General features: G+C 70.3%; 17 protein-coding genes. 1 reads left to right on the top strand and 16 read right to left on the bottom strand.

Features of this window, described 5'->3' with window-relative positions; all coding sequences use genetic code 11:
* Positions 1-26: 26 nt before the first annotated feature.
* Positions 27-3,191 (top strand): isoleucine--tRNA ligase, encoded by a 3,165-nt coding sequence (ileS, locus tag C6Y14_RS16710; RefSeq protein ID WP_107017495.1) that lies wholly within the window; start codon positions 27-29, stop codon positions 3,189-3,191.
* Positions 3,192-3,519: 328 nt separating this feature from the next.
* Here the strand turns inward: ileS and C6Y14_RS16705 are convergent, their stop codons facing one another.
* The 16 genes from C6Y14_RS16705 to rsmH all read right to left on the bottom strand — a co-directional run bounded on the left by C6Y14_RS16705 (position 3,520) and on the right by rsmH (position 21,641).
* The gene (locus C6Y14_RS16705; protein ID WP_107017494.1) at positions 3,520-4,734 is read right to left on the bottom strand and encodes a DivIVA domain-containing protein; all 1,215 of its coding nucleotides are present in this window, start codon (positions 4,732-4,734) and stop codon (positions 3,520-3,522) included.
* A gap of 55 nt (positions 4,735-4,789) precedes the next feature.
* Positions 4,790-5,074 (bottom strand): YggT family protein, encoded by a 285-nt coding sequence (locus C6Y14_RS16700; RefSeq protein ID WP_107017493.1) that lies wholly within the window; start codon positions 5,072-5,074, stop codon positions 4,790-4,792.
* Between the two features lie 50 nt (positions 5,075-5,124).
* Positions 5,125-5,766: a cell division protein SepF gene (locus C6Y14_RS16695; protein ID WP_107017492.1), complete on the bottom strand. Its 642-nt coding sequence runs from the start codon at positions 5,764-5,766 to the stop codon at positions 5,125-5,127.
* Between the two features lie 127 nt (positions 5,767-5,893).
* On the bottom strand, positions 5,894-6,628 hold the full coding sequence (locus C6Y14_RS16690) for a YggS family pyridoxal phosphate-dependent enzyme (protein ID WP_107017491.1): 735 nt from the start codon (positions 6,626-6,628) through the stop codon (positions 5,894-5,896).
* Between the two features lie 6 nt (positions 6,629-6,634).
* Positions 6,635-7,342: a peptidoglycan editing factor PgeF gene (gene pgeF / locus C6Y14_RS16685; protein WP_404828803.1), complete on the bottom strand. Its 708-nt coding sequence runs from the start codon at positions 7,340-7,342 to the stop codon at positions 6,635-6,637.
* Positions 7,343-7,368: 26 nt separating this feature from the next.
* Positions 7,369-8,565: a cell division protein FtsZ gene (ftsZ, locus tag C6Y14_RS16680; RefSeq protein WP_107017489.1), complete on the bottom strand. Its 1,197-nt coding sequence runs from the start codon at positions 8,563-8,565 to the stop codon at positions 7,369-7,371.
* A gap of 274 nt (positions 8,566-8,839) precedes the next feature.
* Positions 8,840-9,643: a cell division protein FtsQ/DivIB gene (locus C6Y14_RS16670; protein ID WP_107017487.1), complete on the bottom strand. Its 804-nt coding sequence runs from the start codon at positions 9,641-9,643 to the stop codon at positions 8,840-8,842.
* A 23-nt stretch (positions 9,644-9,666) separates the two neighbouring features.
* Positions 9,667-10,755 (bottom strand): undecaprenyldiphospho-muramoylpentapeptide beta-N-acetylglucosaminyltransferase, encoded by a 1,089-nt coding sequence (gene murG, locus C6Y14_RS16665; protein ID WP_107017486.1) that lies wholly within the window; start codon positions 10,753-10,755, stop codon positions 9,667-9,669.
* Between the two features lie 6 nt (positions 10,756-10,761).
* Complete coding sequence (gene ftsW, locus C6Y14_RS16660) at positions 10,762-12,120, bottom strand: putative lipid II flippase FtsW (protein ID WP_107017485.1); 1,359 nt, start codon at positions 12,118-12,120, stop codon at positions 10,762-10,764.
* A 258-nt stretch (positions 12,121-12,378) separates the two neighbouring features.
* Positions 12,379-13,836: a UDP-N-acetylmuramoyl-L-alanine--D-glutamate ligase gene (gene murD, locus C6Y14_RS16655; protein WP_107017484.1), complete on the bottom strand. Its 1,458-nt coding sequence runs from the start codon at positions 13,834-13,836 to the stop codon at positions 12,379-12,381.
* The gene (gene mraY / locus C6Y14_RS16650) at positions 13,818-14,888 is read right to left on the bottom strand and encodes a phospho-N-acetylmuramoyl-pentapeptide-transferase (RefSeq protein ID WP_199854770.1); all 1,071 of its coding nucleotides are present in this window, start codon (positions 14,886-14,888) and stop codon (positions 13,818-13,820) included. The genes murD and mraY overlap by 19 nt, the downstream gene beginning before the upstream one ends.
* Positions 14,888-16,291, bottom strand: coding sequence for a UDP-N-acetylmuramoyl-tripeptide--D-alanyl-D-alanine ligase (locus tag C6Y14_RS16645; protein WP_107017482.1), 1,404 nt, complete (start codon positions 16,289-16,291; stop codon positions 14,888-14,890). Before C6Y14_RS16645 ends, mraY begins: the two co-directional genes overlap by 1 nt.
* Positions 16,292-16,295: 4 nt before the next feature.
* Positions 16,296-17,972, bottom strand: a complete 1,677-nt coding sequence (locus C6Y14_RS16640) for a UDP-N-acetylmuramoyl-L-alanyl-D-glutamate--2,6-diaminopimelate ligase (protein WP_107017481.1) — start codon at positions 17,970-17,972, stop codon at positions 16,296-16,298.
* Between the two features lie 88 nt (positions 17,973-18,060).
* The gene (locus C6Y14_RS16635) at positions 18,061-20,037 is read right to left on the bottom strand and encodes a peptidoglycan D,D-transpeptidase FtsI family protein (protein WP_404828802.1); all 1,977 of its coding nucleotides are present in this window, start codon (positions 20,035-20,037) and stop codon (positions 18,061-18,063) included.
* A 5-nt stretch (positions 20,038-20,042) separates the two neighbouring features.
* Positions 20,043-20,588 (bottom strand): septum formation initiator family protein, encoded by a 546-nt coding sequence (locus C6Y14_RS16630; RefSeq protein WP_107017479.1) that lies wholly within the window; start codon positions 20,586-20,588, stop codon positions 20,043-20,045.
* Positions 20,589-20,684: 96 nt separating this feature from the next.
* Positions 20,685-21,641, bottom strand: coding sequence for a 16S rRNA (cytosine(1402)-N(4))-methyltransferase RsmH (gene rsmH / locus C6Y14_RS16625; protein ID WP_107017478.1), 957 nt, complete (start codon positions 21,639-21,641; stop codon positions 20,685-20,687).
* Positions 21,642-21,665 lie beyond the last annotated feature (24 nt).

Below are 21,665 nucleotides of genomic sequence, written 5' to 3'. Positions count from 1 at the left end.
GGCAGAAGTCCGCCGGAGGAAGTTCGTTGGATACGCAGCCGAGTACACAGCCGCAGTACCGCCAGGTACCGGCCCAGATCGACCTGCCCGCCCTTGAGCACGCCGTGCTCGACTTCTGGAGCGAGCAGAAGATCTTCGCCAAGACCCTGGAGCAGTCCGAGGGCCGCCCGGAGTGGGTGTTCTACGAAGGCCCGCCCACGGCCAACGGCATGCCGGGCGCCCACCACATCGAGGCCCGCGTCTTCAAGGACGTCTTCCCGCGCTTCCGCACCATGCGCGGCTACCACGTGGGCCGCAAGGCCGGCTGGGACTGCCACGGCCTTCCGGTGGAGCTGGCGGTCGAGAAAGAGCTGGGCTTCAACGGCAAGAAGGACATCGAGGCGTACGGCATCGCCGAGTTCAACGCCAAGTGCCGTGAGTCCGTGACCCGCCACACCGACGCGTTCGAAGAGCTCACGACCCGCATGGGCTACTGGGCCGACCTGAACGACCCGTACCGGACGATGGACCCGGAGTACATCGACTCCGTCTGGTGGTCGCTCAAGGAGATCTTCAACAAGGGTCTGCTGACCCAGGACCACCGCGTGGCCCCCTGGTGCCCACGCTGCGGCACGGGCCTGTCGGACCACGAGCTGGCGCAGGGCTACGAGACGGTCGTCGACCCCTCGGTGTTCGTCCGTTTCCCGCTCACCTCCGGTCCGCTCGCGGGCGAGGCCGCGCTCCTGGTGTGGACGACGACCCCGTGGACCCTGGTGTCCAACACGGCGGTCGCCGCGCACCCCGACGTGACGTACGTGGTCGCGACGGACGGCACCGAGAAGCTCGTCGTCGCCGAGCCGCTCGTCGGAAAGGCCCTCGGTGAGGGCTGGGAGGCCACCGGCCGGTCCTTCACGGGCGCCGAGATGGAGCGCTGGACGTACCAGCGCCCCTTCGAGCTCGTCGAGTTCCCGAAGGACGAACCCGCCCACTACGTGGTCAACGCGGAGTACGTGACCACCGAGGACGGTACGGGTCTCGTCCACCAGTCCCCCGCCTTCGGTGAGGACGACCTCAGGGTGTGCCGCGAGTACGGGCTGCCGGTCGTGAACCCCGTGCGCCCCGACGGCACCTTCGAGGAGGACGTCCCCCTCGTGGGCGGTGTCTTCTTCAAGAAGGCCGACGAAAAGCTCACCGAGGACCTCCAGAGCCGCGGTCTGCTCTTCAAGCACATCCCGTACGAGCACAGCTACCCGCACTGCTGGCGCTGCCACACCGCGCTCCTCTACTACGCGCAGCCGTCCTGGTACATCCGCACCACGGCGGTCAAGGACCGGCTCCTCCAGGAGAACGAGAAGACCAACTGGTTCCCGGACTCGGTCAAGAACGGCCGCTACGGGGACTGGCTGAACAACAACATCGACTGGGCCCTGTCCCGCAACCGCTACTGGGGCACCCCGCTGCCGATCTGGCGCTGCGAGGACGACCACCTCACCGTCGTCGGCTCCCGCACGGAGCTCACCGAACTGACGGGCACCGACCAGTCGGAACTGGATCCGCACCGCCCGTTCATCGACGAGGTCACCTTCGCCTGCCCCCAGGACGGCTGCGGGCAGACGGCCACGCGCGTGCCGGAGGTCATCGACGCCTGGTACGACTCGGGTTCGATGCCGTTCGCACAGTGGGGCTACCCGTACAAGAACAAGGAGCTGTTCGAGAGCCGCTACCCGGCGCAGTTCATCTCGGAGGCCATCGACCAGACCCGCGGCTGGTTCTACACGCTGATGGCGGTCGGCACGCTGGTCTTCGACAAGTCGTCGTACGAGAACGTGGTCTGTCTCGGCCACATCCTCGCCGAGGACGGCCGCAAGATGTCCAAGCACCTGGGCAACATCCTGCAGCCGATCCCGCTGATGGACCAGCACGGCGCGGACGCCGTGCGCTGGTTCATGGCGGCCGGCGGCTCCCCCTGGGCGGCCCGCCGCGTCGGCCACGGCACCATCCAGGAGGTCGTCCGCAAGACGCTCCTCACGTACTGGAACACGGTCGCCTTCCAGGCCCTGTACGCGCGCACGGCGGGCTGGGCGCCCAGCGCGGCCGACCCGGCCCCGGCGGACCGCCCGGTCCTCGACCGCTGGCTCCTGTCCGAGCTGCACGCGCTCACCGACCAGGTGACGCAGGCTCTGGAGTCGTACGACACCCAGCGGGCCGGCAAGCTGCTCTCGGCCTTCGTCGACGACCTGTCGAACTGGTACGTACGCCGCTCCCGTCGCCGCTTCTGGCAGGGCGACAAGGCGGCCCTGCGCACCCTGCACGAGGTCGTCGAGACGGTCACGCGACTGATGGCCCCGCTGACCCCGTTCATCACCGAGCGGGTCTGGCAGGACCTGGTGGTGCCGGTGTCCGACGACGCCCCGGAGTCCGTGCACCTGTCGACCTGGCCGGAGGCGGACCTGTCCGTCATCGACCCGGAGCTGTCAAAGCAGATGGTGCTCGTACGCCGTCTCGTGGAGCTGGGCCGTGCCACGCGCGCGGAGTCGGGTGTCAAGACCCGCCAGCCGCTGTCGCGCGCGCTGGTCGCGGCGACCGGTTTCGGCTCCCTCGACCGTGAGCTGCACGCGCAGATCACCGAGGAACTGAACGTGAGCTCGCTCGCGTCACTGTCCGAGGTCGGTGGTTCACTGGTGGACACGACGGCGAAGGCGAACTTCCGCGCGCTCGGCAAGCGCTTCGGCAAGGGCGTCCAGGCGGTGGCGAAGGCCGTCGCCGAGGCCGATGCGGCGGCGCTGTCCCTGGCCCTGCGCGAGGGCACGGCGTCGGTGGAGGTCGACGGCGAGACCGTCACGCTCGCCCCGGACGAGGTCATCATCACGGAGACCCCGCGCGAGGGCTGGTCCGTCGCCTCGGACTCCGGTGCGACGGTCGCGCTCGACCTGGAGCTGACGGAGGAGCTTCGGCAGGCGGGGCTGGCCCGGGACGCCATCCGGCTGATCCAGGAGGCCCGCAAGAACAGCGGCCTCGACGTGGCCGACCGGATCGCCCTGCGCTGGACGTCCACGGACCCGAAGGTCATCGCGGCGCTCACCGAGCACGCCACCCTGATCGCGGACGAGGTCCTGGCCACGGACTTCGCCCAGGGCGAACCGGACGACACCTACGGCCCCGCGTTCACGGACACCCCGCTGTCCCTGACGTTCCACCTGCACAAGGCATAACCCCAGCGGGTGCGGCGCGCACCTCCGCCCCTCAGCGGGTGTGCGCGCCGCACCCGCTGCGCGCACACCCGCCGCACCCCCCTGCGGGCATGCGTGCCGCTAGGGGCGGCACGGGTGGGCGCAGCGGCACCCTGCAAGCGCAGGCCCACGAAAACTCCGTGACCTGAGCACCAGCACCGAGCACCTAAAGGGCCCCGGCCCACCAGAACTCCTGGTGGCCCGGGGCCTTTGCCGTCACCCGCCGCAGAGGCAACAAAAGGGCGGAGCCCCCGGAAAACCGGGGGCTCCGCCCTGAACGCTGCCGACGCCTAAGGCGTACGGGAGGCCGTCAGTTGTCGTCCTCGTCGATCAGAAAGCCACGCATCGGCGAAGGCGCCTGCTGCATGGGCGAAGGCCCCTGCGGCCGAACCGGCGCCATCGGCTGCGTCATGGCCGGCGACATCTGCTGCTGACCACCGTAGGACGGGGCACCGGGACCGGGCCCGCCCATCGGGTTGCCACCGTAGGACGGCGCGCTCGCCCCGGCCGGAGCCATGGACGGGCTGGGCGACGACGGGAGCGAGGCGGTCGCCGGTGTACGCGGCGGCGCCAGCGAGTCGTCGGCCTGGGTCTCCAGCTGACGCAGCTGCGACTCAAGGTAGGACTTCAGACGCGTACGGTACTCGCGCTCGAAGCCTCGCAGGTCCTCGACCTTGCGCTCCAGCGTGGCGCGGGCGGACTCCAGGGAGCCCATCGCGACGCGGTGCTTCTCCTGCGCGTCCCGCTCCAGGGCGTCGGCCTTGGCTCGGGCGTCGCGCTCCAGACCCTCGGCGCGGCTGCGGGCCTCGCCGACGATCTTGTTGGCCTCGGAGCGGGCCTCGGCGATCGCCTGGTCGGCGGTCTGCTGGGCCAGCGAGAGCACACGTGCGGCGCTGTCGCCACCGGGGCCCTGACCGGGCTGTCCCATCTGCGGGCCGTGCCCGCCCATCGGACCACCCATGGGACCGCCCATCGGGCCGCCCATCTGCTGGGGCATCTGCTGCTGCATCTGTCCCTGCATGGGGCCGGGACCCTGTCCCATGCCCTGGCCCATCGGACCCTGACCCATGCCGCCCTGGCCCATCGGACCCTGGCCCATGGGGCCCTGACCCATCTGGCCGGGACCCTGCTGGCCCTGGGCGCTGGGGCCCGCGGGAAGCTGGGGGGCACCGCTCGGCAGCTGCGGCGGGCCGCCCATGGGGCCGCCCATCTGCTGCTGCGGCGGACCCGATATGCCGGCGGGCACGGGAGCGCCGGGTCCTCCGCGCATGCCCTGCGGCGGGCCCTGCTGTTGCTGGGGATCCTGCTGTTCGGGAGGCTTGCGCATGCCCTGTTGCTGGTTCTGCGCGGCGGCGCGTGTGGCGGCGGCCAGCTTGGCGCGCAGGTCTTCGTTCTCGCGGAGCAGGCGGGTCAGTTCGGCTTCGACCTCATCGAGGAAGGCATCGACCTCGTCCTCGTCATAGCCTTCTCGGAGGCGGACGGTCGTGAACTGCTTGTTCCGCACGTCCTCGGGGGTCAACGGCATCTCTTCACCTCAACGTAGTCGTCGGCATCGTCGGCGTTCGGCAAGACCGTATCGTTCACAGCCGGCTCACAACGGAGATCAGGATGTAGACGATGATCATCAGTACGAAGAAGGACAGGTCGAGCGCCACGCCCCCGAGACGTAGCGGCGGAATGAACCGCCGCAGAAGCTTGAGCGGTGGATCAGTGACAGTGTAGGTCGCCTCAAGAACGACCACCATCGCCTTGCCGGGTTGCCATGAGCGGGCGAACTGGAACACGTAGTCCATGACCAACCGGAAGATCAGCACGATGAGGAAACACATCAGCACGACGTAGAGAACCTGCCCGACCACGCTCATGATTCCGTGCGTCCCTCTCCCCTGTTTCCCTGCTGTTCCGGTCCTGCGTCTCAGCTCTGGTTGAAGAACCCGCCCTCTGCGATGCGAGCCTTGTCCTCCGCCGTGACATCGACGTTAGCAGGCGACAACAGGAACACCTTCTGCGTCACCCGCTCGATGCTCCCGTGGAGACCGAACACCAAACCGGCCGCAAAGTCGACAAGTCGCTTGGCGTCCGTGTCGTCCATCTCGGTCAGATTCATGATCACCGGGGTGCCCTCACGGAAGTGTTCCCCGATGGTACGGGCCTCGTTGTAGGTCCGGGGGTGCAGCGTGGTGATCCTGTACGGCTCTCGTTCCGACACGACCTTGGGCATGATCACCGGTGCGTTCTTCTCCAGGCTTTGACGTTCTTGTGTGATGGACGCCACGGGGGCGATGCGGGCCGGGCGGCCGGATTCCGCGCCCAGCGAAGCGGAATGGGGCACGGGCTCGCGCTGCAACGGTGGATGCACCACTCGTACCGGTTCGTCCCTTTGGGACTGGTGTGGCTGGTGCGACTGATGCGACGGCTCATGCCGTCGGCGGTCCCGCTCGGGCTCAGGATCAAGCTCGGGCTCGAAGTCGTCATCGGGGTCGAAGCCCCTGCCGTCGTACCCATCGTCCTCCACGAGGCCGAGGTAGACCGCCATCTTGCGCATCGCGCCGGCCATGCTCTGAGTCCTCCGCTCTGTGGTGGATCGGCTGACTGTTGCCAAGTGCCCGCGATCCACGAGGTCGTCTGCCCGCCAGCGGCGGTAATGACCATATTTTCTGCTGTGGTCCGACTTCTTGGCGACGTTACCCGAGCCTGGGGCGGACGCCGAGTACCGCGGTGCCGACGCGTACATGTGTCGCTCCGGCCGTCACCGCGTGTTCGAGGTCCGCACTCATCCCTGCCGAGACCATGTTGGCAGCCGGATGAGCCCGGCGCAGGTCAGTCGACAAATCCATCAGGCGCTCGAACGCCGCCTGTTCACGCCCCGCGTACGGGCCGGTGAGCGGAGCGACGGTCATCAGTCCGTCGAGCCTCAGTCCGGGCGCTTGGGCGACGAGTTCGCCCAACTCCTCGACGCCTTCGGCCCCTACACCACCGCGCTCCCCCAGTCCACCCTTTCCCGTGGCGGACTGCTCCGCGTCGAGCGCAACCTGGATGAGGCAGCCCACCTCGCGCCCGGTCCGTAGCGCTTCCTTGGACAGGGCGGTGACGAGCCTGGCCCGGTCGACCGACTGCACGACATCGGCGTAACCGACCACGGAACGCACTTTGTTGGTCTGCAGCTGGCCCACGAAGTGCCAGGACAGGGGCAGATCGGAACAGGCCGCGGCCTTGGGCGCCGCGTCCTGGTCGCGGTTCTCGGCGACGTGCCGCACACCGAGTTCCGACAGGATCCGCACATCCTCGGCGGGGTAGGTCTTGGTGACCACGATCAGGGTCACCTCTTCACGCTTGCGTCCGGCCGCCGCGCAGGCGGCGGCGATACGCTCCTCCACGTCCGCCAGGTTCCCGGCGAGTTCGGCCCTACGGTCCGTCATGCCCGATCAGTCCAGCCACACATAGCCCGCGAGCCGGCCGGTGAGGCCGTCCCGACGGTACGAGAAATGGTCGTCCGACTCGATCGTGCAGACCGGCGACTGCTCCCGGTCGCGCACCCCGAGCCGCTCCAGCTGCGCGTGCACGCCCGCGCTCACGTCGACCGCCGGCGTACCCCACGAGGTCTCGGCGTGCGCCGCGGGCTCGACGGCCGCGACCTCGGCCCGCATCGCGTCCGGCACCTCGTAGCACCGGCCGCAGACCGCGGGGCCGGAGCGGGCGACGATCCGGGCCGGTTCGGCGCCGAGTTCCACCATGGCCGCGACCGCGGCGGGTACGACCCCGGCGACCATGCCGGGCCGTCCCGCGTGGGCGGCGGCCACGACCCCGGCGACGGGGTCGGCGAGCAGCACCGGGGTGCAGTCCGCGGTGAGCACGGCCAGCGCGAGGCCCCGGCGGGCGGTGACGACGGCGTCGACCTCCGGCACCGGGCGCTCGCCCCAGGGCTCGTCGACGACGGCCACGTCGGGTCCGTGGACCTGGTTCATCCAGACGACCCGCGCGGGGTCGAGGCCGAGCGACTTGGCCGCCAGTTCACGATTGGTGTGTACGGCTCCGGAGTCGTCGCCGACCGCCCCGCCGAGATTGAGCTCTGCATACGGAACGGCGCTCACCCCGCCCCACCTGTCGGTGAAGGCGAAGTGCGCGCCGCTCACGGTGCTCACCGAGGAGCGCCGTCCTATCACTTGAGGAAGTCCGGCACGTCCAGCTCCTCCGCCGCGCTGTCGGAGTACGTCCGCGACGGCGGGACCGGCGGGGAGACGGGCGGCAGTTCGTTGCTCGCCGGCTCCGGAGCGGGCTCCGGCGCCTCCTTGGGCGTGACGCTGCCGAGCGAGCCGAAGGACGGGCGGCTGTCGCCCGCCCGCACCGGCGCGGGCTCGTCGCGCTTGGCGGAGGACGAGCCGAGCACGGTGTCCCGCTTGGACGGGGGCTGCCCGCCGTCGAAGCCGGCCGCGATGACGGTGACCCGTACCTCGTCGCCGAGCGCGTCGTCGATGACCGCGCCGAAGATGATGTTGGCCTCGGGGTGCGCGGCCTCGCTCACCAGCTGGGCGGCCTCGTTGATCTCGAACAGGCCGAGGTCGGAGCCGCCGGAGATCGAGAGCAGTACGCCCCGGGCTCCGTCGATGGAGGCCTCAAGGAGCGGCGACGAGATCGCCATCTCGGCAGCCGCCACCGCGCGGTCGTCGCCGCGGGCGGAGCCGATGCCCATGAGGGCCGAACCCGCCTCGGACATCACGGACTTGACGTCGGCGAAGTCGAGGTTGATCAGACCGGGTGTGGTGATGAGGTCGGTGATGCCCTGAACACCGGAGAGCAGGACCTGGTCCGCCGACTTGAACGCGTCGAGGACCGAGACCTGGCGGTCCGAGATGGACAGCAGCCGGTCGTTCGGGATGACGATGAGGGTGTCGACCTCTTCGCGGAGTTCCGCGATGCCGTCCTCGGCCTGGTTGGCGCGGCGCCTGCCCTCGAAGGTGAAGGGGCGGGTGACCACGCCGATGGTGAGTGCCCCGAGCGAGCGGGCGATGTTGGCCACCACCGGCGCGCCGCCGGTGCCGGTGCCGCCACCCTCGCCGGCCGTCACGAAGACCATGTCGGCCCCCTTGAGGACCTCCTCGATCTCCTCGCGGTGATCCTCCGCGGCCTTGCGGCCGACGGCCGGGTTGGCTCCGGCGCCGAGTCCGCGGGTGAGTTCGCGGCCGACGTCGAGCTTGACGTCGGCGTCGCTCATCAACAGCGCCTGGGCGTCCGTGTTGATGGCGATGAACTCGACACCCTTGAGACCGACCTCGATCATCCGGTTGATGGCATTGACACCACCGCCGCCGACACCGATGACTTTGATGACTGCGAGGTAGTTCTGCGGTGCTGCCACGTCGAAGGCCTCTCGCCTCGATTACGTGTCGTCGCCTCGCACGGTCGCGATCCGACGACTGATGCCGAATGGGACGGTCCGAACGCCGACCCGAACCCTAACGCTGAAGTTTAGGGTTACCAGTGTGCCTGTTCCCTGGACTCTTCCGAACAGGACACTAAGTCGACAAGTGGCGCACGTTCAACGAACACGCCGAACCTCCCGTTTTTCTTTTCACCCTATGTGATCAGCCATGTCACTGCCCAACCAGGGTGCTGGCCTGCGCAGATGTGCGTCAACTCCCTGATGACGCAGGGGCGGTGGGAACACTTACGTCGAAGTGTCCCGCCTCGGGAGCGGCTTTCATGAGAGCAATGAGCGTATGCGCCTTCGCGCGGCCCTTCTCACCACTGCCCCAGTCGACGGTGCGGTCGCCGCTCAACTCCAGCGTGACGGAGTCGTACGAACGGACCTTGACGACCTGGGTGGCGCGGGCGACCGCGGCCGGAAGAGAACCGGCCACGAGCACCGCCTCGCGCACCAGCCGGTCGGCGCCGAAGCGGCGCAGGCCCGCCGAGTGGGACGCCGTCAATTCCAGTACGGGTACGCCCTGGGGTGCGCGGGAAACCGTGGCATATCGCACACCCTTGGCGTCCACTTCGACGAACTTTCCGCCCTTTTCGACAATCAGGACCGGCCTACGCTCAGTTACTTTCAGCCCGATTCCATGCGGCCAGGAACGGACGACGTCAACCGAGTCGATTCGGGGCAATTTCCGGCGCAGTCCTGCCTCGATCTCGTCGGTGTCGACCGAGATCAGCGGCGATCCGACCGGGACGTCGGCCGCCTCGACGACCTGTCCGGCCGTCAGGACCCGGGTCCCGGTGGCCGATACCCGCTCCACCCGCGTCCACTGGGAGCCGTAGAGGATCCAGACCCCGCCCGCGGCGAGCAGGGCCAGACAGACCATCACGACGACGAGCGTACGAGGCCTCGGCGGCCTCTTCAGCCTCTTGAGGAGGGGCGGCCGGGGCGGGCCGGAGCCAGGACCCTGTCGGTCCTGCCGTTCGCCGCGTTCGGCGGTGGTCGGTCCGGCCACGCTCCCCTGCCTTCTGCCACGCGCTAGCGGCGTGACGCGATCGCCTCGTACACCATCCCGACGAGCAGGTCGTCGGCGTCCCTGCGGCCGAACTCGGAGGCCGCGCGGGACATCTCGAACAGCCGGTGCGGATCGGCGAGCACGGGCAGGACGTTGCCCTGGATCCAATGCGGCGTCAGTTCCGCGTCGTCGACCAGCAGTCCGCCGCCGGCCTTGACCACCGGCTGGGCGTTCAGCCGCTGTTCGCCGTTGCCGATGGGCAGCGGGACGTAGACGGCGGGGAGCCCGACGGCGGAGAGTTCGGCGACGGTCATCGCGCCCGCGCGGCAGAGCATCATGTCGGCCGCGGCGTACGCGAGGTCCATCCGGTCCACGTACGGTACCGGGATGTACGGGGGCATCCCCGGCATCTGGTGGACCTGCGGCAGTTCGTTCTTCGGGCCGACCGCGTGCAGGATCTGGATACCGGCCTGCTGGAGGTACGGGGCGGTCTGCTCGATCACCTGGTTGAGGCGGCGGGCGCCCTGCGAGCCGCCGGAGACGAGCAGCGTCGGCAGGGAGGGGTCGAGGCCGAACGCGGCGCGGGCCTCGGGGCGCACGGCGGCCCGGTCGAGCGTGGCGATGGAGCGGCGCAGCGGGATGCCGATGTAGCGGGCATTGCGCAGCTTGCTGTCCGGGGTGGAGACGGCGACCTGGGCCGCGTACCGGGAGCCGATCTTGTTGGCGAGTCCCGGCCGGGCGTTGGCCTCGTGGACGACGATCGGGACGCCGAGGCGCTTGGCCGCGAGATAGCCGGGCAGGGCGACGTAGCCGCCGAAGCCGACGACCGCGTCCGCCTTGGTGCGTTCCAGGATCTGCTCGGCCGCCTTGATCGTGCCGCGCAGCCGTCCGGGGACGGTGATCAGCTCGGGGGTGGGCTTGCGCGGCAGCGGTACCGCGGGGATCAGCCCGAGTTCGTAGCCCCGTTCCGGTACGAGCCTTGTCTCAAGTCCGCGCTCCGTGCCCAAAGCCGTGATTCCCACGGTCGGGTCCTGCCTGCGCAGGGCGTCCGCGAGGGCGAGCGCGGGCTCGATGTGGCCGGCGGTCCCCCCACCGGCGAGTACGACATGCACCGAAATTCACCGCTCTCCGGACGAACGCGCCGAGGCACGCCGTCGCATCGTGTTCCACTTCCGAGGCCCCCGGACAGCGGAGCCTCTCACCGCAGCCCGCTTTCTGCCAAAGCGGGGTTGCCGCATCGCGAGTGCCGTCCGCGCAGCGGGGTCCTCACGCGCGAAGGCGATCAGGAGCCCGATGGCGAACATGGTCGGCAACAGGGCGGAACCCCCGTAGGAGAACAGCGGGAGCGGGACTCCGGCGATCGGCAGCAGACCGAGCACCGCACCGATGTTGATCACGGCCTGAGCCGTGATCCAGGTGGTCACGCCACCCGCGGCGTACCTCACGAAGGGGTCCTCCGTGCGTCCGGCCACGCGGATACCCGCATAGCCTAGAGCCGCGAAGAGTGCGAGTACCGACAGAGTGCCCGCCAGGCCGAGTTCCTCACCTGTGATGGCGAAGATGAAGTCGGTGTGGGCTTCGGGGAGTTGACCCCATTTCTCCACACTCGCGCCGAGGCCCGAGCCGAAGAGGCCGCCGGAGGCGAGGGCGTAGATGCCGTGCACGGCCTGCCAGCAGGAGTCGCCGGGACCCGGTTCGGTGGCGCCGAGGCAGCCGAGGCGGGCCATGCGGTTGGGGCTGGTCCTGATGAGGATGAAGCCGAGGGTCAGCGCGATGGCGAGGACGCCGCCGAAGAGCCGGGTCGGTGCCCCCGCGAGCCACAGCAGGCCGAAGAGGATCGCGGTGAGGATGATCGCCGTGCCCATGTCGCCGCCCAGCATGATCAGCCCGAGCAGCATGAAGGCCACCGGTACGAGCGGCACCAGCATGTGCTTCCACTGGGTCAGCAGCCGCTTGTCCTGCTTGCGGGCGAGCAGGTCGGCCCCCCACAGGACGAGGGCGAGCTTGCCGAACTCGCTGGGCTGGAGCTGGAAGGGGCCGCCGACCGAGATCCAGTTCTGGTTGCCGTTGACCGCGACTCCTATCCCCGGCACCTGGACGAGGATCATCAGGAAGACCGAGCCGGCCAGTATCGGGTACGCCAGCGCCCGGTGCAGCTTGGACGGCATCCGGGAGGCGGCCAGCATCAACAGACCGCCGAGCACGGCCGCGAGGAACTGCTTGCGGAAGAAGTAGCTGCCCGGCAGCGACAGCTGGAGCGCGGTGATCTGGGAGGCGGAGTACACCATCACCAGACCGAGCACGGTGATCAGCAGGCTGCCGCCGAGGATCAGGTAGTACGCCGTCAGCGGCCGGTCCCAGGCACGGCGTGCGCGGCCGTAGAGGCGGGCCACGGGGTTGTCGCGCGGGGGGCGGGGGGCCGGGGGCCGCCGGGGGGCCCGCTGGACGGGAGGACGCCCTGTACGGCTAGTGGGCACGACGGGCTCCCCTCGGTGCGGCAGGGCGTCCCGCCGGTGCTGCGGTGCCCTCGGGCCCGGCGGTCCGCGGCCGGATCCGCGCGGCGTCGCGCTGCCCAGTCCCCGTGCCGCACAGGTCCGTCCACGGCCCGCTCGCGGGTACGGGCCGGCCCGGCGCCGTGCCACCGGCGGAAGGCCGCTGTCGGTGCACCGACCACGATGGCGTCACGTGTCGCTCCCTAGGATCCCGGGCGCCCGGGCCGGCCCAGGGGCCTGCCGTCAGGCGCCCGCGGCGCCGAGTTCGCGGACCGCTTCCGCGAACATGTCACCGCGCTGGTTGTAGTTGGCGAACATGTCCATGGAAGCGCAGGCCGGTGCCAGGAGCACCGTGTCGCCGGCGCGGGCGAGTCGTGCCGCCTCCTGGACCGCCGCGGGCATCGCACCAGTGTCGGTCCGGTCGAGGTCGACCACCGGTACTTCCGGCGCGTGTCGCGTGAGGGCTTCACGGATGAGGGCCCGGTCCGCGCCGAAGAGCACGACGCCCCGCAGCCGCTTCGCGGACCGGACGACGAGTTCGTCGAAGGTCGCGCCCTTCGCGAGGCCGCCCGCGATCCACACGATCGACTCGTACGCGGCCAACGAGGCTTCCGCTGCATGCGTGTTGGTGGCCTTGGAGTCGTCGACATACGCGACGCCGTCCACGTCGGCCACGTGCTCGATGCGGTGGGCGTCGGGGCGGAAGGCCCTCAGGCCGTCCCTGACGGCCTTGGGGGGCACGCCGAAGGCGCGGGCCAGGGCCGCCGCCGCGAGGGCGTTGGCGATGTTGTGCGGGGCGGGCGGGTCGACGTCCGCGATCTCCGCGAGTTCCTGGGCCTGCTTGTGCCGGTCCTCGACGAAGGCGCGGTCGACCAGGATGCCGTCGACGACGCCGAGTTGGGAGGGCCCGGGGGTGCCGAGCGTGAAGCCGACGGCCCGGCAGCCCTCCTCGACGTCCGCGGCGCGCACCAGGTCCTCGGTGGCCTGGTCGGCCACGTTGTAGACGCAGGCCACCTGATTGCCCTCGTAGACGCGGCCCTTGTCGGCGGCGTACGCCTCCATGGAGCCGTGCCAGTCGAGGTGGTCGGGGGCGAGGTTCAGGACGGCCGCGGAGTGGGCGCGCAGCGAGGGCGCCCAGTGCAGCTGGTAGCTGGACAGTTCGACGGCGAGCACGTCGAGATCGGCGTACTCCTCGTCGGTGCCCAGCACCACGTCGACGATCGGCGTGCCGATGTTGCCCACCGCGGCCGTACGCAGGCCCGCGGCGGCCAGGATCGAGGCGAGCATCCGGGTCGTGGTGGTCTTGCCGTTGGTGCCGGTGACGGCCAGCCAGGGGGCGGCCTTGCGGCCGTCGTGGCCGCGCAGGCGCCAGGCGATCTCGACGTCGCCCACCACGTCCACGCCCGCCTCGGCGGCGGCCAGGAAGAGGGGGCTGCCGGGCTTCCAGCCGGGCGAGGTGACCACCAGGTCGGTGCCCTCGGGCAGCGTGTCGGCGTCCGCGAGACGTACCGCGATGCCCTGCTGTTCGAGGGGGACGGCCCGCTCCCGGTGCGCCGGGGAGTCGCCGCCGTCGACGACCGTGACCGACGCGCCGAGGCCGGCCAGGGCGCGGGCGGCGCTGATGCCGCTCACGCCGAGACCGGCGACGGTGATGTTCATGCCCTGCCAGGCGGAAGCGGTGGTCACTTCTTGGCTGCCCATCCCGCGTAGAAGAGGCCGAGTCCGACGATGACGCACATGCCCTGGATGATCCAGAAGCGGACCACCACAAGGACTTCGGACCACCCCTTGAGTTCGAAGTGGTGCTGCAGCGGTGCCATCCGGAAAACGCGTTTGCCGGTCAGCTTGAAGGAGCCGACCTGGATGACCACCGACATGGTGATGAGGACGAAGAGACCGCCGAGCAGAGCGACCAGGATCTCCGTGCGGGAGCAGATCGCGAGGCCGGCGAGCGCGCCGCCGAGCGCCAGGGAACCGGTGTCCCCCATGAAGATCTTGGCGGGCGAGGTGTTCCACCACAGGAAGCCGAAGCAGGAGCCCATGAGGGCGGCGGCGACGACCGCGAGGTCCAGTGGATCTCGTACCTCGTAGCAGGCGCCCGGGTTGGTGAGGGTCTGCGCGTTGGCGCAGGACTCCTGGAACTGCCAGACGCCGATGAACGTGTAGGCGCCGAACACCATGGTCGCGGCGCCGGTGGCGAGGCCGTCCAGACCGTCCGTCAGGTTCACGCCGTTCGACATCGCGAGGATCATGAACAGCGCCCAGACCACGAACAGCACCGGGCCGATGGACCAGCCGAAGTCCTGCACGAAGGAGAGCCTGGTGGAGGCCGGGGTGTTGTTGCGGTTGTCCGCGAACTGCAGCGCGAGGACCGCGAAGCCGATGCCGACGATCAGCTGTCCGGCCATCTTCGCCTTGGCCCGCAGACCGAGCGAACGCCGCTTGACGATCTTGATGTAGTCGTCGAGGAAGCCGACGAGGCCCATGCCCGCCATCAGGCCGAGCACCAGCAGTCCCGAGAAGGTCGGCGGCTTCCCCGTGATCACCTTGCTGAGGAAGTACGCCAGCAGCGTGGCCAGGATGAAGGCGATACCGCCCATGGTCGGCGTACCGCGCTTGGCGTGGTGCTCGCGCGGGCCGTCGTCACGGATGTACTGGCCGTAGCCCTTGCGGGCCAGCAGCTTGATCAGCAGCGGAGTACCGATCAGGGTCAGGAAGAGACCGATGACTCCCGCGAACAGGATCTGATTCATCATCGGACGGCGACCTCACCCTCGGCGCCCTCGACGAGCGCCTGCGCGACCCGTTCGAGACCGACCGACCGGGACGCCTTCACGAGTACGACGTCTCCCGGGCGCAGCTGACTGCGCAACAGGTCGACCGCCGACTGTGCGTCGGACACGTGCACCGACTCCTCACCCCACGAACCCTCGTTATATGCGCCCAGTTGCAGCCAGGACGCTTCCCTGCCCCCGACCGCGACGAGCTTGCTGACGTTGAGCCGGACGGCGAGCCGTCCGACCGCGTCGTGCTCGGCGAGCGCCTCGTCCCCGAGCTCGGCCATCTGACCGAGCACCGCCCAGGTCCGCCGCCCCTTGCCCATGGCCGCGAGCGCCCGCAGGGCGGCTCGCATGGACTCGGGGTTCGCGTTGTAGGCGTCGTTGACGATAGTCACGCCGTCCGGGCGCTCGGTGACCTCCATCCGCCAACGGGAGAGGGAGCCCGCCTCGGAGAGCGCGGTGGCGATCTCGTCTGCGGACATGCCCAGCTCATGGGCGACGGCGGCGGCGGCGAGCGCGTTCGACACGTGGTGCTCACCGTACAGGCGCATGGTCACTTCGCTGCACCCGGTGGGTGTGTGAAGGCTGAACGAGGGCTGTCCGTTCCCGGTGAGCCGCACGTTCTCGGCCCGTACGTCCGCTTCGTCGGACTCTCCGAAGAGCAGCACGCGTGCTTTCGTACGCGAGGCCATGGCCCGTACGAGGGGGTCGTCGGCGTTCAGGACGGCGGTTCCGTCCTCCGGGAGACCCTCCACCAGCTCGCCCTTGGCCTGGGCGATCTGCTCGCGGCCGCCGAACTCGCCGATGTGGGCGGTGCCGACGTTGAGGACGAGGCCGATCTTCGGGGGCGTCAGATCCGCGAGGTAGCGGATGTGACCGATCCCGCGGGCGCCCATCTCCAGGACGAGGAAACGTGTTTCCTCGGTGGCGCTGAGCGCGGTGAGCGGCAGCCCGATCTCGTTGTTGAGCGAGCCGGGCGTGAAGACCGTCGGCGCCTTGGTGCGCAGCACCTGGGCGATCAGGTCCTTGGTGCTGGTCTTGCCCGCGGAGCCGGTGAGCGCGACCAGCGTCGCGCCGAGCCTCTCCACGACGTGGCGGGCGAGGGCGCCCAGCGCCCGCTGGACGTCGTCCACGACGATGGCGGGCACCCCGACGGGCCGGGAGGCCAGGACGGCCACGGCGCCCGCCTCGACGACGGCCGCGGCGAAGTCGTGGCCGTCCGCGCGCTCGCCCGCGAAGGCGACGAAGAGACTGCCCGGACCGGCTTCCCGGGAGTCCCTGACGACCTGTCCGGTGACCTGGACCGACGTATCCGGTATGTCATGGGTCTGCCCGCCGGTGACTGAGGCGATCTCGGCGAGAGAGAGGGCGATCACAAGTTCATCCCTGGGTCTTCTGGATAGCTGCGCGGAGCACCTGGCGGTCGTCGAAGGGACGGATCACCCCGGCGATGTCCTGGCCCTGTTCATGGCCCTTGCCCGCGATCAGCACGGTGTCGCCGGGCTGTGCGCGGGCGACGGCCGCGGCGATCGCGGCGGCCCGGTCCTCGAAGACCTGGACCTCGCCGCGCTCGTGCGCCGGCACCTCGGCGGCGCCCGCGAGCATCGTGGCGAGGATGGCGAGGGGGTCCTCGCCGCGGGGGTTGTCCGAGGTCAGTGTGGCGGTGTCGGAGAGCCGGACCGCGGCGGCGCCCATCGGCATCCGCTTGGTCCTGTCCCGGTCGCCGCCGCAGCCGAGGACGATGTGCAACTTGCCCTCGGTGACCTTGCGCAGGGCCTTGAGGACGGATTCGACGGCGTCCGTCTTGTGCGCGTAGTCGACGACCGCGAGGTAGGGCTGGCCGACGTCCACGCGCTCCAGGCGTCCTGGCACGCCCGGTACGGCGGCGATGCCGTCGGCGGCGGTCTGCGGGTCGATCCCGGCGGCGGCGAGGGCGACGATCGCGGCGAGCGTGTTGGCCACGTTGAAGGTGCCCGCGAGCGGCGACCTGGCGGTGATCCGCTCGCCCTTGGGCCCGACCGCGACGAAGACCGAGTCCATCGGGCCGACCCGGACGTCCTCGGCGCGCCAGTCGGCGTCGGGGTGCCCCTCCGCGGAGAACGTCACCACGGGGACGCCGGCCTCCTTGACGAGCCTGCGGCCGTATTCGTCGTCGAGGTTGACCACGCCGAGCCTGCTGCGCTCCGGCGTGAACAGCTGCGCCTTGGCCTGGAAGTAGTCCTCCATGCCCGAGTGGAACTCCATGTGTTCCGGGCTGAGGTTGTTGAAGACCGCGACGTCGAAGACGCAGCCGTCGACCCGGCCGAGGACCAGGGCGTGGCTGGAGACCTCCATGACGACCGCCTCGACGCCGCGCTCGCGCATGACCGCGAACAGCGCCTGGAGGTCGGTGGCCTCGGGGGTGGTGCGCTCCGACTTGATGCGCTCGTCGCCGATGCGCATCTCCACGGTGCCGATCAGCCCGGTGCTGCGGACGCCCTTGAGACCGCCCTCGACGAGGTACGCCGTGGTGGTCTTGCCGGATGTGCCGGTGATGCCGATCTGCAGCAGGTCGCGGCCGGGGTGGCCGTAGATGGAGGCGGCCAGCTCGCCCATCGAGCCGCGCGGGTCGTCCACGACGAGGACCGGCAGGCCGGTGGCGCGGGCCCGGTCGGCTCCCGTCGGGTCGGTCAGCACGGCGACGGCGCCGAGGCCGGCGGCCTGCGTCACGAAGTCGGCACCGTGCATGCGGGCGCCGGGCAGCGCGGCGTAGACGTCGCCCGGACGGACGGCGCGGGAGTCGTGGGTGATGCCCGTGACCCCGACGGCGTCCGCGGCGCTCTGCGGGTGGTCCGCACCCAGCTGACCGGCGAGCTCCGCGAGGGGTGTGGCGGGGTTCTGCACCGGTCGCGGCGGCCCCGGATATGTCACAGGGACGCCCTTCCGGGTGGTTTGGGACTGATCGGCGTGTGGCACGGCGGTGAGCGTACCGGGCACACCCCCGCCGGAGCGAAGCGAGGGGCGTGGCGGTGCGGACGGCGGGCCGTCGTTGCCGGGGTCGGGAGTGATCGTTGTCACGAGCTTGTTCCTGGTCGGTGTTCCGGGCGGTGCACGGGGTGTTCCGGGCGGTGCCGAGGGGTGCCGGTGAAGGCGTGGCCGGCGTCGGTCAGGGCGTGAAGGTGACGGGAAGTCTGTCGGTGGTGTCCCCGGTGGGCGGTACCTGGAGGGTCTTCAGTGCGAATTCCAGGACCTCCTTGTAGACGGGTCCGCAGATCTGGCCGCCGAAGTAGCTGCCCTTGGTGGCGTTCTGGATGGCGCAGTACACGGTGACGCGGGGGTTGTCGGCGGGCGCGAAACCGGCGAAGGACGAGGTGTAGCCGCGGTAGCGGCCGGTGGCCGGATCCACACGGTTGGCCGTGCCGGTCTTGCCCGCCACGCGGTAGCCGGGGATGCGGGCCTTCGCGCCGGTGCCCTCCTCGTCGTCCACGACGGACTCCAGCATGTGCGCCAGGGTCTTCGCGGTCTTCTCGCTGACGACTCTTGTCTTCTTGGCCTTGGCGGCCGGGGTGAACTGTCCGTCGGCTCCCTTCGTGCCGCGCACGAGTGTCGGTTCCACGCGTACGCCGCCGTTGGCGATCGTCGAGTAGACGGAGGCCGCCTGCATCGCGTTGACGGACACGCCCTGGCCGAAAGGAATCGTGTACTGCTGGGAGGTCGACCACTGGTCGGCTGGGGCGAGGATGCCCTTCGTCTCACCGGGGAAGTCCAGGCCGGTGTAGCCGCCGATGCCGAACTTGCGCAGGTACGAGTGGAGGACCTTGTTGGCCGCCTCCTGGCTCTTGCCGAGCTGTCCGGTGGCCAGGATGGTGCCGATGTTGCTGGACTTGGCGAGGACGCCGTTGAGCGTCAGGTACCAGGTCGGGTGGTCGATGTCGTCCTTGAAGAGCCGGTCGCCGCGGTGCAGCCGGTTAGGCACGGTGACGTGCGTGGCGGGGGTGGCGGCGCCCTCCTCCAGGACGGCGGCCATCGACATCACCTTGGCGGTGGAGCCGGGCTCGTAGGCGTCCTCCAGGCTCCAGTTGTGCAGGGCTCCCCCGTCGGCCCTGGACAGGTCGTTCGGGTCGAAGCCGGGCGAGTTGGCCATCGCGAGGATCTCGCCGGTCCTGTTGTCCTGCACTATGACGTACCCGCGGTCCGCCTTGGACTTCTCGACCTGCTCGGCGATGGCGTGCTGCGCGGCCCACTGGATGTCGCGGTCGATCGTCAGCTCCACCTCGGAGCCGGCCACGGCGGGCTTCTCGGTGGAACCGGCCGTCGGGACCTGCCGTCCGCCTGACTGGGCGTAGCGGATCTCGCCGTCCTTGCCGGACAGGTCGCCGTTGAGCTGCTGCTCGATGCCGCCGCCGCCCTTGCCGTCGGCATTGACCCAGCCCAGTATCCCGGCGCCGAGGTCACCGTTCGGGTAGACCCGCTTGCTGCTGGGTTCCTGGAGGACGCCCGCCAGGATGTTCGCCGGACCGCCTTCGCCGGCCTTCTCGGCGAGGGTGCTCTTGAGGTCCTTGATCTGTGTCCAGACCTGGGGGGTCTGGCGGCGGGCGAGCACTACGTAGCGGGTCTTCTCCGTCCGGAGCTTGGCGGCGAGTTCGTCGGTGTCCTTGCCGAGGATCGGGCCGAGCAGGGCGGCGGCCTGCTCGGGGGCGTCGCTGATCCTCGTCGCCTTCCTGGTGAAGAGCGTGGGGTCGGCGGTGATGTCGTTGGCGTCCACGCTGATCGCCAGGTCGACGCCGTTGCGGTCGGTGATCCCGCCGCGCGCGGCGGCCAGCGTACGGCTGAGGTACCGGTTCTTCTCGGCCTTGGCGGTGTACTCGCTCGCGTCGACCGCCTGTACCTGGAGGAGCCGTACGACGAAGGCGATCAGTACGAGGGCCAGCGCGAGGCTGACCAGGCGCAGCCGCGGGCGGGGGCTGCCGAGGCGGATGACGCGCGGCGCCTTGGCGCGGGGCGGCGCGGGACGGCGGGCGGGGCGGGCGCCCGGCCCGGGGCGGCGCTGGCTGCCGGGTTTGGCGGGGCGGGCGGACCCGCCGGGTTTCGAGGACCGGGCGGGCGCGGGCACCCTGCGGCGCGGGGGTTCCCTGTCGGACACTTCCGTCACCTGCCGGGGATCGTAGAGGTCGGCGTGGGCTGCGCGGCGGTCTCCGTGGCCGGCTCCGGCGCCCCGGTCTGCGCCGGGGTCCCGGTGGCCGTCGGGGTGGGCTCCGGGGTCGTCCCGGCCGGTTCCGGGTCGAGTGCCTCGGGCGGCCGGATCACGGGCACGTACACGGACGACTGCTCGGCGGCCGCGCTGGGGACACCGCGGACGCTGCCGTCGGGATTCAGGAAGGCCGGGTCTCCGCCGGGCACCATGCCGAGCTCGCGGGCGCGGCGCTGGAGGGCGTCGGGGGCGGAGTAGGCGTCCACGTCACGCTGGAGCGCCTGCTCCTCGTCGGTGAGGCTCTTGGTGTCCCTCTGGAGGTCGTCGAGCTGGAACGATCCCTCGCTGAGGGCGGAGTTCAGTACCAGGAGACCGATCAGACCGCCGCCGAGCAGCAGCACGACCAGGAGGACGAAGGGGGTACGGGCGGCCTGTCCGGAGCCGGTCGGGAAGAGCCGCGCGAGCCGGGCCGCTCTGCCCCTCAGTTCGGGTTTCCTATTCACTCACCCTCCAGGTGAGTTCGGGTTCCTGGCCGGTGGGTCCGGGTTTCCGGCCCCTGTGCCCGGTGAGTTCGGTCATCCAACTCACGCACCCTTCCGTCACTCGGCGTCCTCCCTGATGCGCTGCGCCCCGCGCAGCCGCGCGGGAGCGGCCCGCCGGTTCTCCGCGACCTCTTCCTCGGTGGGGAGTTCGGCACCGCGCGTGAGCAGCTTGAGCCGGGGCTGGTAGCGCTCGGGGACGACCGGCAGTCCGGGCGGCGCGGTGTTGGCGGCGCCCGCCGCGAACACCTGCTTCACCAGCCGGTCCTCCAGGGAGTGGTACGACAGCACGGCGATCCGGCCGCCGACGGCGAGCGCCTTCACGGCGGCGGGGATCGCTCTCTCAAGGACGGTGAGTTCGCCGTTGACCTCGATGCGCAGCGCCTGGAAGGTGCGCTTGGCGGGGTTGCCGCCGGTGCGCTTGGCCGCCTGCGGCAGGGAGTCTCGGATCAGTTCGACGAGCCGCGCGCTGTTGGTGAACGGCTCCTTGTCGCGCTCGCGGACGACCGCGGACACGATCCGCTTGGCCTGCTTCTCCTCGCCGTACGCCCGCAGGATCCGTACGAGTTCGCCGGGGGCGTAGGTGTTGAGCACCTCGGCCGCGCCGATGCCGGTCGTCTGGTCCATGCGCATGTCGAGCGGGGCGTCCTGGGCGTAGGCGAAGCCGCGGTCCGCCTCGTCGAGCTGCATGGAGGAGACGCCCAGGTCGAAGAGGACGCCCTGGACGCTCGTGAGGCCCAGGCGGTCGAGCACGTCGGGGAGTTCGTCGTAGACCGCGTGCACCAGCTCGGCCCGGTCACCGAAGGGCGCGAGCCGTTCCCCGGAGAGGCGCAGTGCCTCCTTGTCGCGGTCGAGGGCGATCAGACGGGACTCGGGGAAGCGGTCGAGCAGGGCCTCGCTGTGGCCGCCGAGGCCGAGGGTGCAGTCGACGACGACGGCTCCCGGTGCCTCCAGTGCGGGGGCCAGCATGTCCAGACACCGCTGGAGCATCACCGGGACATGTCGACTCTGGCTCAAGGGGCCCTCTCAGGTCCGCGCGGC

This window comes from Streptomyces dioscori, assembly GCF_003024195.1.
Lineage (GTDB): Bacteria > Actinomycetota > Actinomycetes > Streptomycetales > Streptomycetaceae > Streptomyces > Streptomyces dioscori.
This window is presented reverse-complemented; position numbering and strand designations above follow the sequence as displayed.

Coding starts and splice junctions, on each gene's coding strand:
- C6Y14_RS16705 (WP_107017494.1), bottom strand. CDS start 4,734: ATGCCGTTGACCCCCGAGGACGTGCGGAACAAGCAGTTCACGACCGTC.
- C6Y14_RS16700 (WP_107017493.1), bottom strand. CDS start 5,074: ATGAGCGTGGTCGGGCAGGTTCTCTACGTCGTGCTGATGTGTTTCCTC.
- C6Y14_RS16695 (WP_107017492.1), bottom strand. CDS start 5,766: ATGGCCGGCGCGATGCGCAAGATGGCGGTCTACCTCGGCCTCGTGGAG.
- C6Y14_RS16690 (WP_107017491.1), bottom strand. CDS start 6,628: ATGACGGACCGTAGGGCCGAACTCGCCGGGAACCTGGCGGACGTGGAG.
- murD (WP_107017484.1), bottom strand. CDS start 13,836: ATGGGCAGCCAAGAAGTGACCACCGCTTCCGCCTGGCAGGGCATGAAC.
- mraY (WP_199854770.1), bottom strand. CDS start 14,888: ATGAATCAGATCCTGTTCGCGGGAGTCATCGGTCTCTTCCTGACCCTG.